Source organism: Paracoccus sp. PAR01 (assembly GCF_014851995.1).
GTDB classification, from domain to species: Bacteria; Pseudomonadota; Alphaproteobacteria; order Rhodobacterales; family Rhodobacteraceae; genus Paracoccus; species Paracoccus litorisediminis.
The window spans coordinates 394599-408585 of record NZ_JACVAW010000001.1; the positions used below are offsets into that span (position 1 = coordinate 394599).

Sequence of the window (13987 nt, forward strand, 5' to 3'; positions counted from 1 at the left end):
ACCTCATTCGGCGCGCAGCGCCATGGTCGCGGCGCGGAACGCCGCCGCCATCTCAAGAGCCCGGTCGGATTTGCGGCCGACCTTGGCCTCGGCCAGCATCGGGAAGGTGACCAGCGACACCTCCCACAGCTCGACCTCGCTCAGCAGGCGGCGGCCCTTGCCGTCGCGCTCTGCGGAAATGGTGCGATAGCCGATCGACAGCCCGTCGATCGCGCCCGCGGCAATCAGCGCCGCCGCCTCGCGGGCCTGTGCGATCTCAGGCAGAAGCCGCCCCTTGACCCACAGGCCCTTCTCATCCTCGCGGATCTCGTCCCAGACGCCGATGGGCCGCGTCGGATCGTGCTGCCACAGCATCCGAACCTTGTCGCCCCGCGCCGCCAGCCGCTTCAGACTGGCCGCATAGGCGCCCTTCTGGACGATGTCGCCACCTTGGTCGGTCAGCCCGAACAGGCTGGCATAGCCCTCGATCTGCGCCCCGTCGCTGACGATCTGCGCGCCAGCTGCGTACTTCAGCTCTATCCCGTAACTAATTGATTCCAAGTCACCCTCCTTTCGGTCCGAATTGCAGGATCGACTGCACCGCCTGGGTCAGGATCACGGCCACGACGCCATAGACCGTCATCCACAACCGCCGCTCCAATCCCTCGATCAGCGCCTCGATCCGCTCCACCCGGCGCTCGACCTGCCCGAATTGCAGCGCCATGATCCGGTCCTGCGTATCGATGCGCTGGTCGTGCCAGTCGAAGGGCTCCTTGACGAAACGCGAGCCCTCCATTCACCCCTCCATCGCAAGCGGAGGCAGGCCCAGCGCCACGCGCTTCTCGGCCTCGGTCAGGAACGCCGCCTCGCCGATACGCCGCCATTGCTGGTCGCGCTCTTCGGCCAGCGCCGGAACCTGATCGGGATCGGCCCGCAGATCGACTTCGGCGCCCAGATGTTCGCTCAGCCACCAGGCCAGCGCACTGGCCACCCGCGACACCAGCGGCAGCACCGTCAGCCGATAGAAGGCCCGGTGCGCCTCGGCGTAATTGGCATAGGTCGCCTCGCCGGGGATCCCCAGCAGCATGGGGGGCACACCGAAGGCCTGCGCAATCTCGCGCGCGGCGGCCTGCTTGGTTTCCTGAAACTCCATGTCGCTGGGGCTGAACCCCATCGGCTTCCAGTCCAGCCCGCCTTCCAGCAGCATCGGCCGCCCGGCATTGCGCGCGCCCTGATGATGCATCTCCATCTCGGTCACCAGCCGATCATACTGGTCCGGCGACAGGCTGCCCTGCCCATCCGCCCCCTTGTAGATGATCGCCCCCGAGGGCCGCGCCGCATTGTCCAGCAGCGCCTTGGACCAGCCCGAGGCGCTGTTATGGACATCGACCGCAATGGCCGCTGCCTGCATCGGCGACAGCCCGTAATGGTCATCCAGCGGATGAAAACTGCGGATATGGCAGATCGGATCGGGACTGCCGGTCATGTCAAACCGATAGCTCCGCCCGCCGACGCCATATTCATAGGCGACCGGCCAACCATCGGCCCCCGGAACGATCGACATCCGATCCGAGCGCAGCACATGCAGCTCGGCCGGCAACCCCTTCGCCCCTTCGCCCACGGCTTCCAGATAGCCGCTGCCCGACAGCAGGATCTGTCCGATCAGCGCCTCGAACAGCTCAGCCCGGCCCTGCCCGGCATTCGGCCGTCGCAGCAGGTCCAGCACCGGATGCATGTCATAGCGCCGCTCTCGGTCCTGACAGATCAGCGGTACCGCCGCTGCCGCCTCGGCGATCAGCCGCACGGCACGAAAGCCCACCGGGTTGTTCACGAAACCCGACCGGGTCAGCGACACCGTATCCCGGGGCGACCAGACCACCCGACCGGAACCGGCGGCCAGGGCGACCACCTTCCCGGTCGCGCTGGCCTTCTTCTCGACTTCAACGGGGGCGGCAGCGGCCCGCCCGAACCAGGGAAATGCCATCGGCTCCTCCTGAAATCCCAAGAAAAAAGGGCCGCTCTCGCGACCCGTCTTTTGTCTCGTGCAACTAACCCACAGGGCCCCAGCCCCCGGCAGAACTACAGCCCTCGCACCTGCGGACGACGATAACTGGCTGCTGGTTCGATCATCAGCTCATGGATTGCCCAGACCAGCGCATCCAGCCGGTCGGGCGAGCCCTTGCCCTCATAGCCCCGCACGGTCATGCGACACATCTGGTCCTCCAACGTGCCAAGCCCGCGCAGGTGATGGATGCGCCCCTGCTCGTAAAGCGCAGCGACCGGCTCGGCACGCAGCCCTTTGCCCCGCCCCGCCCTCAGCGCCCGGAACGGCACCAGAGGATCAATCTGCCGGATCACGCTCTTGACCAGATCGCCGCCTTGGTTCACCTCGGCCACCAACCGCTCGGCGCCATGCCGGTCCATCGCGGCAATGGCGGCCCGCGCCCAGTCGGTCGGCCCGCCCCGGATGGTGGCATCCTCCAGCACATAGCCCCGCCATGATGTCACCGGCCCCTCGGCCATGACGCCCGCCACCACGATCCCGCATTCGTCCGCGCCTGCCCCGCCCGTCACCGCCGGATCGACCGCGACGACGATCCGGGACAGGCGCGGCGCGGCATCCAGCCGACACGCCTCGATGGTCTGGGTCGTCCACAGCGCACCCTCGACATCGTCCAGCAGCAGGCCCTCCAATTCCTGCCGCCCCAGCCGTGTCCCGGCATAACGGCTCTCGACCTCGGCCAGAAAGCTCTCGGCCAGATAGGCGCGGTTCGCTTCCGTCGGTGCATGCGTCGTTACGGTCGAGGCATTGCCCAGAATCCGCTTCAGCACCGCCACATTGCGCGGCGTGGTGGTGACGACCTGCTGTGGATGCTCACCCAGCCGCAGCGCGAATTGCAGCATATCCCAGCTGTCCTCGGCCTTCTTCCACTTGGCCAGTTCATCGACCCAGGCCGCATCGAATTGCGGACCGCGCAGCGCCTCGGGTTCATGGGCCGAGAACACCTGCGCGGTCGCACCATTCGGCCAGACCAGCCTGCGCCGCCCGGCTTCCCATACCGGGCGGCGGTCAGGCGGCGAACAGGCCAGAATGCCTGAATCGCCAAAGACCATGACGTCGCGGGCCTGATCAAAGGTCTCGCTGACCAGCGCCACCCTCTGTGCGCGACCCGACGCTTCGGGCGTCGCGCCCTCGACTTGGGCGCGCACCCATTCCGACCCGGCGCGGGTCTTGCCCGCGCCGCGTCCACCCATGATCACCCATGTCTTCCAGTCGCCCTCGGGGGGCAGCTGGTGCGGCAGGGCCCAGAAATCAAATATCCATGGCAGCGCCGCCAAGGCATTGTCACTGAGCCCGCCAAGGAAGTCGTCAACCTCCTGCTGCCCCGCGCAAGCGAGCCAGCCTGCGCCCGATTTCATCTCGTGCCGCGGCAAGGTCGAGTGCGCCTGCACCGACATTTCCGGCAGCGTCCTTGCGAAGCTTGTCAACCTTGCCCCTTTCCTCCAGCACCATATGGGCCGCGGCCCTCAGGTCGCGAGCCAGTCTGCCGGATTCCTTCAACTCATCGGTTTCACCCGCCTGGATCTTCAGGCGCAGCTTGTGCAGATCCACCGCATAGGATCGAAAGATCCCGTCCGCGATCTCCAGAACATCCGTGTCAGACGCCAGATCGACGCCGGGCACGTAAGGCCCTTCCGGAGCGCCCGGCCCCGGATCGAAGTTCATCGTCATCGTGTACCGCCCTGCCCTCGTGTGCTGTCCGCACGAGCGAGACATGAAAAAAGCGGCCCAGGTCATCGACCCGGCCGCTTGCCCATTTCTCCCAGCATGTATACTTTCTACCTTAGGGCGTTCGCCAAGTCAACGATAAACCCAAGGTTGCATTCACTATTCGCTAATTTTCCTTGCGAAACAATGAATTGCCCTGCGCAACACCCATGCGTTCGCCGCGCGCAACGGGGGCGGAATCGCCCCCGCGACACCCGAATCTAGTTGCCCTGAACCGGGGAAATCTGCTGCCCGCGCTCGCGCTCGATGACCCGCCAGCGCGCGACATTCTCGTTATGCTCCTGCAGCGTGCGGGCAAAGGCATGTCCGCCCGTGCCATCGGCGACAAAGAACACGTATTCCGTCTCCTCGGGGTCCAGCGCCGCCTCGATCGAGGCCTTGCCCGGATTGGCGATCGGTCCCGGCGGCAGGCCCTGAATGACATAGGTGTTATAGGGCGTGCGCCGGCGCAGTTCCGATCCGCGCAGGCCACGATCCAGAACGCCCTCGCCCTTGGTGATGCCATAGATCACGGTGGGGTCGGTCTCCAGCCGCATGCCGCGGCCCAACCGGTTCACGAATACGCTGGCCACGACCCGGCGCTCGTCGGGAACGGCGGTTTCCTTCTCGATGATCGAGGCCATGGTCAGCGCTTCCTGCGGCGTCTTGTAGGGCACATCCGCTGCGCGCTTTTCCCATGCCGCGGCAAGGAAGTTCGACTGCCGCTTCTCCATTTCGGCGATCAGCTGCGCCCGGTCCGCGCCCTGCTGGATGTCATAAGTGTCGGGCGCAAGCGTTCCCTCGGCGGGAACCTTGGCGATATTGCCCGACATATAGGGCGCCTGCTTCAGCGCCTCGACGATCTGCCAGCTGGTCACGCCCTCGGCCACGGTGATTCGCAGACGCGAATCGGCGGCCTTTTCAGCGGCGGCGACCGCTTCGGGGGCGGGTTCGGTGGCCGGGTTGTACTTCGCCTGCTCGGTCATCTGGCCCGTTGCCGGGTCCAGATCGCGCAGGATGACGGAATTCTCGCGCACGCCGACGCGCAACACCAGTTCAACCCCGCAGGTCGAAGCCCCGCCCGAGGACAGAAGATCGACCACCTGCTCCATGCTGGAACCGGGCGGCACCAGATGCGAGCCGTATTTCAGCCCGCGCGACTTGCCCAGATAATCCGTGCCCGCCCGGAAGATATAGCCATTCGAGACGACCCCCTGCTGAACCAGCTGGTCGCTGACCTCGGACAGACTCGCGCCCGGAGCGACACGCACGCATTGCGCCGTGGCGCTGGGTCCGGGGGCAAAATACTGATGCTTGGCCCAGGCAACCGCCGCCGCGATCGCGATCAGGATCACGATCAGCAGCGTCAGGAAGTTCGAAACGATATGGCGCCAGATCATTCCTTGACGCGCCCCATCACCAGGCTGGCATTGGTCCCGCCAAAGCCGAAGCTGTTGGACAGGATATAGTCCACCTTGCGGCGCACCGCCGCATTGGCGGCCAGATCGATCTTGGTTTCGCGGGCCGGATTGTCCAGGTTGATCGTCGGCGGGCAGATCTGGTCACGGATCGCCAGAATGCAGAAGATCGCCTCGACCGCGCCCGCTGCACCCAGCAGGTGACCGATCGACGACTTGGTCGAGGACATGACGACATTCCCCGCCGCATCGCCCAGCAGACGCTCGACCGCGCCCAGCTCGATCACGTCGGCCATGGTCGAAGTACCATGCGCGTTGATGTAATCCAGATCCGCCGCCGTGATCCCCGCGCGCTTCAACGCATTGGTCATGCTGCGGAAACCGCCATCGCCATCCTCGCTGGGGGCGGTGATGTGATAGGCGTCGCCCGACATGCCGTAACCCAGCACCTCGGCATAGATTTTCGCGCCGCGCGCTTTCGCGTGCTCGTATTCCTCAAGGACGACAACGCCCGCGCCTTCGCCCATGACGAAGCCGTCGCGGTCCTCGTCCCAGGGACGGCTGGCCGATTTGGGATCGTTCTCGCGCTTGGTGCTGAGCGCCTTGCAGGCGTTGAAGCCCGCCACGCCGATCTCGCAGATCGGGCTTTCCGCGCCGCCCGCGATCATCACGTCGGCATCGCCAAAGCCGATCAGCCGCGCCGCATCACCGATGGCATGCGCCCCGGTCGAGCAGGCGGTGACCACCGCGTGGTTCGGACCCTTGAAGCCGAAACGGATCGAGACCTGACCCGAGACAAGGTTGATCAGCGCGCCGGGAATGAAGAAGGGCGAAACCCGCTTCGGCCCGCGTTCCTTGATCAGCACCGCGGTTTCCGCGATCGAGGCCAGACCGCCGATCCCCGCGCCGATCATGACGCCGGTGCGTTCGAAATCCTCGGTGGTCTGCGGCTCCCAGCCGGAATCCTTCACCGCCTGCGTCGCGGCAGCCATGCCGTACAGGATGAAGTCATCGACCTTGCGACGGTCCTTCGGCTCCATCCACTCGTCCGGGTTGAACGTGCCGTCCGTGCCGTCGCCAAAGGGAATTTCGCAGGCATATTTGGTCGTAACATCTTTTGCATCGAACCGCGTAATGGGTCCGGCTCCGGATTCTCCCGCCAGAAGGCGCTTCCAGGTCTCCTCGACCCCCGAGGCCAGCGGCGTGACCATCCCAAGGCCGGTGACGACAACTCTGCGCATAGACGGCTCCTTAACCTTCTTATAATCGGTCAGGTTCTACACGTCGCGTGACCATGGCGCAACGTCATGGCAACCATGCCGCATTTCAGCGCGTTGCGCCTGCGAATTGGGCGCGCGTCCTTTTCCCCCAGTCGTCGCCCGGACGGCATTGAACAACCCCGAAAAGGGCCTATCATTTTCGGCAGGTCCTGCATGAGAAACCGAAAGGACGACGGATGACGACCCAGACCAAGGCCAGCGCAGAAGCCGCATTGGACGAAATCAGAACCGTGACCTCGGTGGTGCTGCCCGATCCCCATCCCGCCCCCCCGGCTCTGGCCCAGGCACAGGGCACAACGGCCGAGGAAATCCGCAAGCGCATCGCGGAAATCGACCTGAAGGATACCAGCTCGATCGTGCATTTCGGGGCCCGTGCCCAGAATGAACTGCAGGAAATCAGCCAAGAGATGCTGGCCGATGTGAAGAACAAGGATATCGGCCCCGCCGGCGAATCCCTGCGCGACATCGTGACGACCATTCGCGGCTTCTCGGTCAGCGAACTTGACGTGCGCCGCGAGCGCAGCTGGTGGGAGCGCCTGACCGGCCGCGCCGCCCCCTTCGCCAAATTCGTCGCCAATTATGAGGAAGTGCAGGGCCAGATCGACAAGATCACCGCCGATCTGGACAGCCACCAGCACCGACTGCTCAAGGATATCCGCTCTCTCGACGTGCTTTATGACCGCACGCTGAACTTCTACGACGAACTGGCGCTTTACATCGCTGCCGGCGAAGAAAAGCTGGCCCTGATCGACAAGACCGACATTCCCGCCAAGGAAGCCGCGGTCGAGGCCGCTCCCGAGGAACAGAAGGTCATGGCCGCACAGGAACTGCGCGACCTGCGCTCGGCCCGCGACGATCTGGAGCGCCGCGTCCATGACCTGAAGCTGACCCGGCAGGTGACGATGCAGTCCCTGCCCTCGATCCGGCTGGTGCAGGAAAACGACAAGTCGCTGATCACCAAGATCAATTCGACGCTGGTGAACACCGTGCCGCTGTGGGAAACCCAGCTGGCGCAGGCCGTCACCATCCGCCGCAGCGCCGAGGCCGCCCGAGCGGTCAAGGACGCCAACGACCTGACCAACGACCTGCTGACCGCCAACGCCAAGAATCTGCGTCAGGCCAATCAGGAAATCCGCACCCAGACCGAGCGCGGCGTCTTTGACATCGAATCCATCCGCGACGCCAATGCCGAGCTGATCGCCACCATCGAGGACAGCCTGCGCATCGCCGACGAAGGCAAGGCCCGCCGCGCCGCCGCCGAAGAAGAGCTGACCCATATGGAAGGCGAACTCCGCCGGACGCTTGCCGCGGCCAGTGCCACGCAGCGCCCGACCCAGCCACAGACCGGCACCGCATCGGGGTAATCGTGACAAGACAGGCCAATACGGATTTCATCACCTCTTCCTTGGCATCGCGAACCGCTCTGGCCTGCATGGCGGTCGCATTCCTGTCCTCCTGCGTCGAGACGCCACCCGCGCCGCCGCCCGAACCGCCCATCAGCGCCGAGGCCCCAAAGCGGCGCCCCGACCGCCCGGTGGCGGATCAAGCCGCCTTGCGAGAGGCGCGCGCCCAAAAGGCCCGCGCCACCAATGTCGCGGCCAGCGTCGCCGCCGACAGTCCGGCCAGCCGCAACATGCGCGACTACCTCAAGGGGGTCGAGGAAACGCTGCTGTCGCGCGGATTGCTGCGCACCGATGACGGCTCGGACATCCAGTTGACGCCGGAACGTCTGACCGACGATTTCGTGCTGATCGCGCTGTATGATGAATATACCCGCGACGGCGAAAGGCTGATTTCGCGCGCGACGCCCGCCCCTCTGCGCCGCTGGGCGCAGCCGGTGCGCCTGCGTATCGAGTTTGGCGACTCGGTGTCTTCGGCCCAGCGCGCCCGCGACCGCTCGGATATCTCAAGCTACGCCGCGCGCCTGCAGGCCGCGACCGGCCACAGCGTCAGCTTGGGCGCGGATACCGGCAATGTCACCGTCCTGATCCTGAACGAGGATGAGCGCCGCGCCATCGGCCCCCGTCTTGCCGCGCTGGTGCCCGGCATCCCCGACAGCGACGTGGCCGCGTTGTCGAACCTTGCGCCGCAGAATTACTGCACGGTCTTCGCCTATTCGCGCGGCGACATGACCACCTATGATCAGGCGGTGGTGCTGATCCGCTCGGAAACCCCGCCACGCCTGCGCCGCTCCTGCATCCATGAGGAAGTCGCCCAGGGGCTGGGCCTTGCCAATGACAGCCGCTTGGTCCGCCCCTCGCTTTTCAACGATGATGAGGAATTCGCCTATCTGACCCATCATGACGAATTGCTGCTCAAGATCCTCTACGACCCCCGCCTGCGCCCCGGCATGGCCGAGGCCGAGGCCCGCCCCATCGTCCTTGAAATCGCGCGCGAGCTGTTGGCGACCAGCACGTGACAACTTGCCGCGCAACCGCAAGGCCTTGACGCGAGTTTGGGCCAAGGCACTATCGGACCGGCAGACATCCGGTTCACCGCAGCAGCGTGAAAGGCTTGGTCAATGAGTATCCTCGATATCTTCGGCGGCGAGTTCATCGACATCATCGAATGGACCGACGATACGCGCGACACGATGGTCTATCGCTTCCCGACCGTGGGCAAGGCGATCAAATACGGCGCGAAACTCACCGTGCGCGAAGGACAGGCCGCAGTCTTCATCCATGAAGGCCAATTGGCGGATGTCTTCGGCCCCGGCCTTTACATGCTGGAAACCAACAACCTGCCGATCCTGACCCGGCTGCAGCACTGGGACCACGGCTTCCGCAGCCCGTTCAAGTCGGAAATCTATTACGTCAACACCACCCGCTTCAACGACCTGAAATGGGGCACCAAGAACCCGGTGATCGCGCGCGACCCGGAATTCGGCACGGTGCGCCTGCGCGCCTTTGGCACCTATTCCATGCGCGTCACCGATCCCGGCAAGTTCATGCTGGAAATCGTAGGAACGGACGGCGAATTCACCAAGGACGAGATCACCTTCCAGCTGCGCAATATCATCGTGCAGGAATTCTCGCGGATGATCGCGGGCTCGGGCATCCCGGTCCTCGACATGGCGGCCAATACCGACCAGTTCGGCAAGCTGGTGGCCAAGGCGATCAGCCCGACCGTGGCCGAATACGGCCTGACAATCCCCGAGTTCTACATTGAGAACATCTCCCTGCCCGATGAGGTGGAAAAGATGCTCGACAAGCGCACCTCGATGGGAATCGTGGGCGATCTGAACCGCTTCGGCCAATATGCCGCGTCCGAGGCAATGCTGAACGCCTCGAACCAGCCCGGCGGCATGGGCGCGGGGCTTGGCGCGGGTCTGGGTGCTGGCATGGGGGCGGCGATGGCCAGCGCCGGTCGCGGCCCTTGGGGTGCCCCGCAGCAAGCCGCTCCGCAGACCCCGCCACCGCTGCATCCCGAAACCGTTTGGCATATCGCCGTGGACGGTCAGGCCGACGGCCCTTACGGTCGCGCCCATCTGGGACGGCTGGTCCGCGAGGGGAAATTCACCCGCGATACCATGGTCTGGACGCCGGGACAGGACGGCTGGAAATCCGCCGACGATGTCGCGGAACTCGCGCAGCTTTTCACCGTCTCGCCGCCGCCCCCACCGCCGCCGCTGCCCAAGCAGGACGGCTGAGCGCGCCTGAATGCCGACCCCTCCGTCAGAATACCGCTATCCCTGCGAGAATTGCGGCGCGAGCCTTGAATTCTCGCCCGGCCAGCAGCGCCTGACCTGCCCCTATTGCGGGCATGAACAGGATATCGGCCCCGGCCCCGCCCGCGCGCCCAGCCGTCAGGTGCGCGGCGGCGTCGAGGCCGATCAGATCATCCTGCGCGACCCCGCCACGGGCCGCGCCCTGCAATGGGATGCCAGCCACAAGGCCCCCCAGTTGCAGGAGTTGCCGCTGGAACACGGGCTGCGCATCGACCGCGACAGCGACCTGACCCAGACCGTCCGCACCCTGTCCTGCCCGAATTGCGGCGCAAAGCTGGAGGTCACCTCCGACAGCCACGCCTCAAGCTGCCCCTTCTGCGCCACGGCGGTGGTGACCGATACCGGCACGACGCGGCTGCTGAAACCGCAAGGCGTGCTGCCCTTTATCATTACCGAGGATCAGGCCAAATCCGCGCTGGAAAGCTGGATGAAAGGCCTTTGGTTCGCCCCCTCGGGGCTGACCGCCTATGCCCGACGCGGGCGCCGGATGACCGGGGTCTATTCCCCCTTCTGGACCTTCGACGCGGACACCCGCTCGGCCTATTCCGGCGCACGCGGCGATTGGTATTACGAAACCGTCTGGGTCACCGAGGAGATCAACGGCCGCAGGCAGCAGGTCGCGCGTCAGGTCCGCCGGACCCGCTGGACGCCGGTCTCGGGCCAGGTCGCGCGCAACTTCAACGATGTGCTGGTGCTGGCGGCCAGTTCGCTGCCGCGCCGCATCACCGATGCTTTGACCCCTTGGGATCTGTCGCATCTGCAAACCTACCAGCCCGAATATCTCGCGGGTTTCACCGCCGAGGGCTACACCATCCCCCTCGCCTCGGGGCATGAGATCGCGCGGCAGGAAATGGCGGGCGTGATCGTCATGGATGTGCGCCGCGCCATCGGCGGCAATGAGCAGCAGGTCGCACAGATCCGCACCGCCCATGCCGATGAGACCTTCAAGCATATCCTGCTGCCGATCTGGACCGCAGCCTATCGCTATAACGGCAAAAGCTACCGCTTCGTCGTCAACGGCCAGTCGGGACGGGTGCAGGGCGAGCGGCCCTATTCGGTCTGGAAGATCGCCTTCGCCGTGCTTTTGGCCCTGGCCCTGCTGATGGGCCTGCTTTGGCTGAACGAGCAGGGCGGTTATGTGCAGATCGGCGGATCAAGCTATCAGGTCGATCTTAACAGCGGCACCAGTTACCGCTATCACCCTCCATGACCGCATGAAACGCGGCATGGAATGGGAGGACAGGTATGATCCTGTGTGCAGGCGAATCGCTGATCGACATGGTCCCCGAGGGCGCGGGCTTCCGCCCCCTGCCAGGCGGCGCGGTCTATAATACCGCAATCGCCCTGGGCCGGATCGGTGCCCCCACCGCCTATCTGTGGCCGATTTCGCGCGATCCGTTCGGCGAACTGCTGTTGCGCCCGCTGGCCGATGCCGCGGTCGACACCACGCTTTGCCCCCGTTCCGACCGGCTGACCACCTTGGCCTTCGTCACCCTGATCGGCGGAGAGGCGCGCTATTCCTTCTATGACGAGGGCTCGGCGGGGCGGATGCTTGCCCCGGCTGACCTGCCGCAAATCCCCGATGAGGTTTCGGCGCTGTTCATCGGCGGCATCAGCCTTGTCCCCGATCCCTGCGGTGCCGCTGTCGAGGAACTGGCCATCCGGCTGAAAAACCGCGTCCCGGTGATGCTCGACCCCAATATCCGTCCCTTCTTCATCGCGGATGCTGACAGCTACCGCGCCCGTCTGGACCGGCTGATCGGCATGGCCGATATCGTCAAACTTTCGGCCGATGACCTCGAATGGCTGATGCCGGGCGTCAGCTTTGAACAGGCCGCGAGCAATCTTCTGGCCCGCGGCGTCACGCTGGTCCTGCAAACCGGCGGAGCCGCAGGCGCCCGCGCCTATTGGGCGGGCGAGCCGGTCAGCGCCCCCGCCACCCGCGTCGAGGTCGCGGATACGATCGGTGCGGGCGATACGTTCAACGCAGGCGTCCTCGCCTCGCTTCAGTCCGATGGCGCGCTTAGCCGCGAGGGGCTGGCCAATCTTTCGCCCCAGACCCTGCTCAGCGCCCTGAACAATGGCACCCGCGCTGCCGCGATCACCGTGTCGCGCCCCGGAGCAAACCCGCCCTGGGCGCATGAACTGGCCGCACTCCCGGCCTGAAACGAACAGGGGCCGCGCCCATCCGGCGCGACCCCATTTTTCTTCGTTTTTCAAATACCCCAGCAACGGCGACACAACAGCACCAGCGCCGCAGGTCAAAGCGCCTCGAACTGCGCCTTCTGCCGTGCGGTCCAGCTGACGCTCACAGCCACGCCATCCTCACCGATATCCTCGGATTGCACGATGCCCTGACGATGCAGCCATGCTCGCCGCCGCCCATCCGAATGGGCCAGTTGCAGCGTGACCAGCTCGCGCGGCTCGTCCAATGTCTCGGCCAGCTTGCCCTCGACCAGGGCCAGCAATTCGTCCAGCCCCTCGCCGGTCAGCGCGCTGATCGCCTGCGCGCCTTCGGTGCGGGAATCGGCACGCTGCAAGGCCTCGCGGGTCTCGGTGGGCAGGGCGTCGATCTTGTTCCAGACCTCGATCTGCGCCACGTCCTCCTCGACGCCAAGGCTGCCAAGGATATCGGCCACGTCGCCCGCCTGCTCGGTGGTTTCGGGATGGCTGATGTCGCGGACATGCAGGATCAGGTCGGCGGCCAGCACTTCCTCCAGCGTGGCGCGGAAGGCTGCGACCAGTTCATGCGGCAGGTCGCTGATGAACCCCACCGTATCCGAGAGGATCACCTTGCGACCGCCCGGCAGCGACATTTGCCGCATGGTCGGGTCCAGCGTCGCGAAAAGCTGGTCCTTGGCCAGAACCTCGGCCCCGGTCAGACGATTGAACAGCGTGGATTTCCCGGCGTTGGTGTATCCCACCAGCGCGACGATCGGATAGGGCACCTTGGCGCGCGCCTTGCGGTGCAATTCGCGGGTCTTGACCACACGCTCAAGCTGACGACGCAGGCGGATCACCTGCTCATCAATGGCCCGGCGGTCGGCCTCGATCTGGGTTTCACCCGGACCGCCGACAAAACCCAACCCACCCCGCTGACGCTCAAGGTGGGTCCAGGCGCGAACCAACCGCGTCCGCTGATAAGCCAGCGCCGCCAGTTCCACCTGCAACACGCCCTCGCGCGTATGCGCCCGGTCGGCAAAGATCTCAAGGATCAGGCCGGTCCGGTCGAGGATCTTGACGCCCCATTCCTTTTCCAGATTGCGCTGCTGGACCGGCGTCACCGGCCCGTCGATCAGCACCAGCTCGGCTCCCTCACCCTCGGCCGCGGCCTTGATGTGTTCGCCAATCTCCTGCCGCTTTCCTTTCGAAAACAGCATGCCGGCGTCGGGGTTGCGCAGTTTCGCAACCTCGGCCCCGGCCATGTCGATGGCAGGCAGCGCATGGGCAAGTGCCACGGCTTCTTCAAGCGCCAACTCGGGCGAGCGGCGCGTCCGCGAATTCCCCAGATCCGGGTGGATCACATAGGCTCGTGTGGGGCGTTCGCGGGTCTCGGTCGGATCTGCCAATCAGTCCTCACCATCGTAAAGGCTGATCGGCTGACCCGGCATGATGGTCGAGATCGCATGCTTGTAAACCAGCTGCGACTGGCCGTCGCGGCGCAGCAGCACGCAGAAATTGTCGAACCAGGTGATCACACCCTGCAGTTTGACGCCGTTGATAAGGAAGATCGTGACCGGCACCTTGCCCTTGCGGACATGGTTCAGAAACGCGTCCTGGAGATTCTGTTTGTCGCCGGCCATTCCATGCACCT

Annotated in this window: 14 protein-coding genes; 5 read left to right on the plus strand and 9 right to left on the minus strand. The window is 65.2% G+C overall.

The window, feature by feature from the left end:
- Window positions 1-3: 3 nt before the first annotated feature.
- The 7 genes from IB235_RS02060 to fabF form a co-directional block, all read right to left on the minus strand.
- Window positions 4-540 carry an HK97 family phage prohead protease gene (locus IB235_RS02060; RefSeq protein WP_225612019.1) on the minus strand — a complete coding sequence of 179 codons (537 nt, stop codon included), beginning with the start codon at window positions 538-540 and terminating at the stop codon, window positions 4-6.
- A 1-nt stretch (window position 541) separates the two neighbouring features.
- Entirely contained in the window at window positions 542-775 is a 234-nt protein-coding gene (locus tag IB235_RS02065) for a hypothetical protein (RefSeq protein ID WP_192335227.1), read from the minus strand.
- Window positions 776-1963, minus strand: coding sequence for a phage portal protein (locus IB235_RS02070; protein WP_192335231.1), 1188 nt, complete (start codon window positions 1961-1963; stop codon window positions 776-778).
- Window positions 1964-2058: 95 nt separating this feature from the next.
- Window positions 2059-3399, minus strand: coding sequence for a DNA-packaging protein (locus IB235_RS02075; protein ID WP_192335904.1), 1341 nt, complete (start codon window positions 3397-3399; stop codon window positions 2059-2061).
- Window positions 3350-3712 (minus strand): permease, encoded by a 363-nt coding sequence (locus IB235_RS02080; protein WP_192335234.1) that lies wholly within the window; start codon window positions 3710-3712, stop codon window positions 3350-3352. The genes IB235_RS02075 and IB235_RS02080 overlap by 50 nt, the downstream gene beginning before the upstream one ends.
- Window positions 3713-3969: 257 nt before the next feature.
- Entirely contained in the window at window positions 3970-5148 is a 1179-nt protein-coding gene (gene mltG, locus IB235_RS02085; RefSeq protein WP_192335237.1) for an endolytic transglycosylase MltG, read from the minus strand.
- Entirely contained in the window at window positions 5145-6407 is a 1263-nt protein-coding gene (fabF, locus tag IB235_RS02090; protein WP_192335240.1) for a beta-ketoacyl-ACP synthase II, read from the minus strand. Before fabF ends, mltG begins: the two co-directional genes overlap by 4 nt.
- Window positions 6408-6622: 215 nt before the next feature.
- On the opposite strand from fabF, the gene IB235_RS02095 reads away from it, so the two are divergent.
- The 5 genes from IB235_RS02095 to IB235_RS02115 all read left to right on the plus strand — a co-directional run bounded on the left by IB235_RS02095 (window position 6623) and on the right by IB235_RS02115 (window position 12339).
- A complete protein-coding gene (locus tag IB235_RS02095; RefSeq protein ID WP_192335243.1) occupies window positions 6623-7810 on the plus strand; it encodes a toxic anion resistance protein in 1188 nt (395 codons plus the stop codon).
- 2 nt (window positions 7811-7812) lie between these two features.
- Window positions 7813-8865: a DUF2927 domain-containing protein gene (locus IB235_RS02100; RefSeq protein WP_370576802.1), complete on the plus strand. Its 1053-nt coding sequence runs from the start codon at window positions 7813-7815 to the stop codon at window positions 8863-8865.
- Between the two features lie 102 nt (window positions 8866-8967).
- Entirely contained in the window at window positions 8968-10095 is a 1128-nt protein-coding gene (locus tag IB235_RS02105; protein WP_192335245.1) for an SPFH domain-containing protein, read from the plus strand.
- Between the two features lie 10 nt (window positions 10096-10105).
- Complete coding sequence (locus IB235_RS02110) at window positions 10106-11383, plus strand: zinc ribbon domain-containing protein (protein ID WP_192335248.1); 1278 nt, start codon at window positions 10106-10108, stop codon at window positions 11381-11383.
- Between the two features lie 35 nt (window positions 11384-11418).
- Entirely contained in the window at window positions 11419-12339 is a 921-nt protein-coding gene (locus IB235_RS02115) for a carbohydrate kinase (protein WP_192335251.1), read from the plus strand.
- Between the two features lie 95 nt (window positions 12340-12434).
- Here the strand turns inward: IB235_RS02115 and hflX are convergent, their stop codons facing one another.
- On the minus strand, window positions 12435-13742 hold the full coding sequence (gene hflX, locus IB235_RS02120; RefSeq protein WP_192335253.1) for a GTPase HflX: 1308 nt from the start codon (window positions 13740-13742) through the stop codon (window positions 12435-12437).
- Window positions 13743-13976, minus strand: coding sequence for an RNA chaperone Hfq (gene hfq, locus IB235_RS02125; RefSeq protein WP_017999735.1), 234 nt, complete (start codon window positions 13974-13976; stop codon window positions 13743-13745). It abuts the gene before it with no gap.
- Window positions 13977-13987 lie beyond the last annotated feature (11 nt).

Coding starts and splice junctions, on each gene's coding strand:
- IB235_RS02095 (WP_192335243.1), top strand. CDS start 6,623: ATGACGACCCAGACCAAGGCCAGCGCAGAAGCCGCATTGGACGAAATC.
- IB235_RS02080 (WP_192335234.1), bottom strand. CDS start 3,712: ATGACGATGAACTTCGATCCGGGGCCGGGCGCTCCGGAAGGGCCTTAC.
- mltG (WP_192335237.1), bottom strand. CDS start 5,148: ATGATCTGGCGCCATATCGTTTCGAACTTCCTGACGCTGCTGATCGTG.
- fabF (WP_192335240.1), bottom strand. CDS start 6,407: ATGCGCAGAGTTGTCGTCACCGGCCTTGGGATGGTCACGCCGCTGGCC.
- IB235_RS02065 (WP_192335227.1), bottom strand. CDS start 775: ATGGAGGGCTCGCGTTTCGTCAAGGAGCCCTTCGACTGGCACGACCAG.
- IB235_RS02105 (WP_192335245.1), top strand. CDS start 8,968: ATGAGTATCCTCGATATCTTCGGCGGCGAGTTCATCGACATCATCGAA.
- IB235_RS02115 (WP_192335251.1), top strand. CDS start 11,419: ATGATCCTGTGTGCAGGCGAATCGCTGATCGACATGGTCCCCGAGGGC.
- IB235_RS02070 (WP_192335231.1), bottom strand. CDS start 1,963: ATGGCATTTCCCTGGTTCGGGCGGGCCGCTGCCGCCCCCGTTGAAGTC.
- IB235_RS02110 (WP_192335248.1), top strand. CDS start 10,106: ATGCCGACCCCTCCGTCAGAATACCGCTATCCCTGCGAGAATTGCGGC.
- hfq (WP_017999735.1), bottom strand. CDS start 13,976: ATGGCCGGCGACAAACAGAATCTCCAGGACGCGTTTCTGAACCATGTC.
- IB235_RS02075 (WP_192335904.1), bottom strand. CDS start 3,399: ATGAAATCGGGCGCAGGCTGGCTCGCTTGCGCGGGGCAGCAGGAGGTT.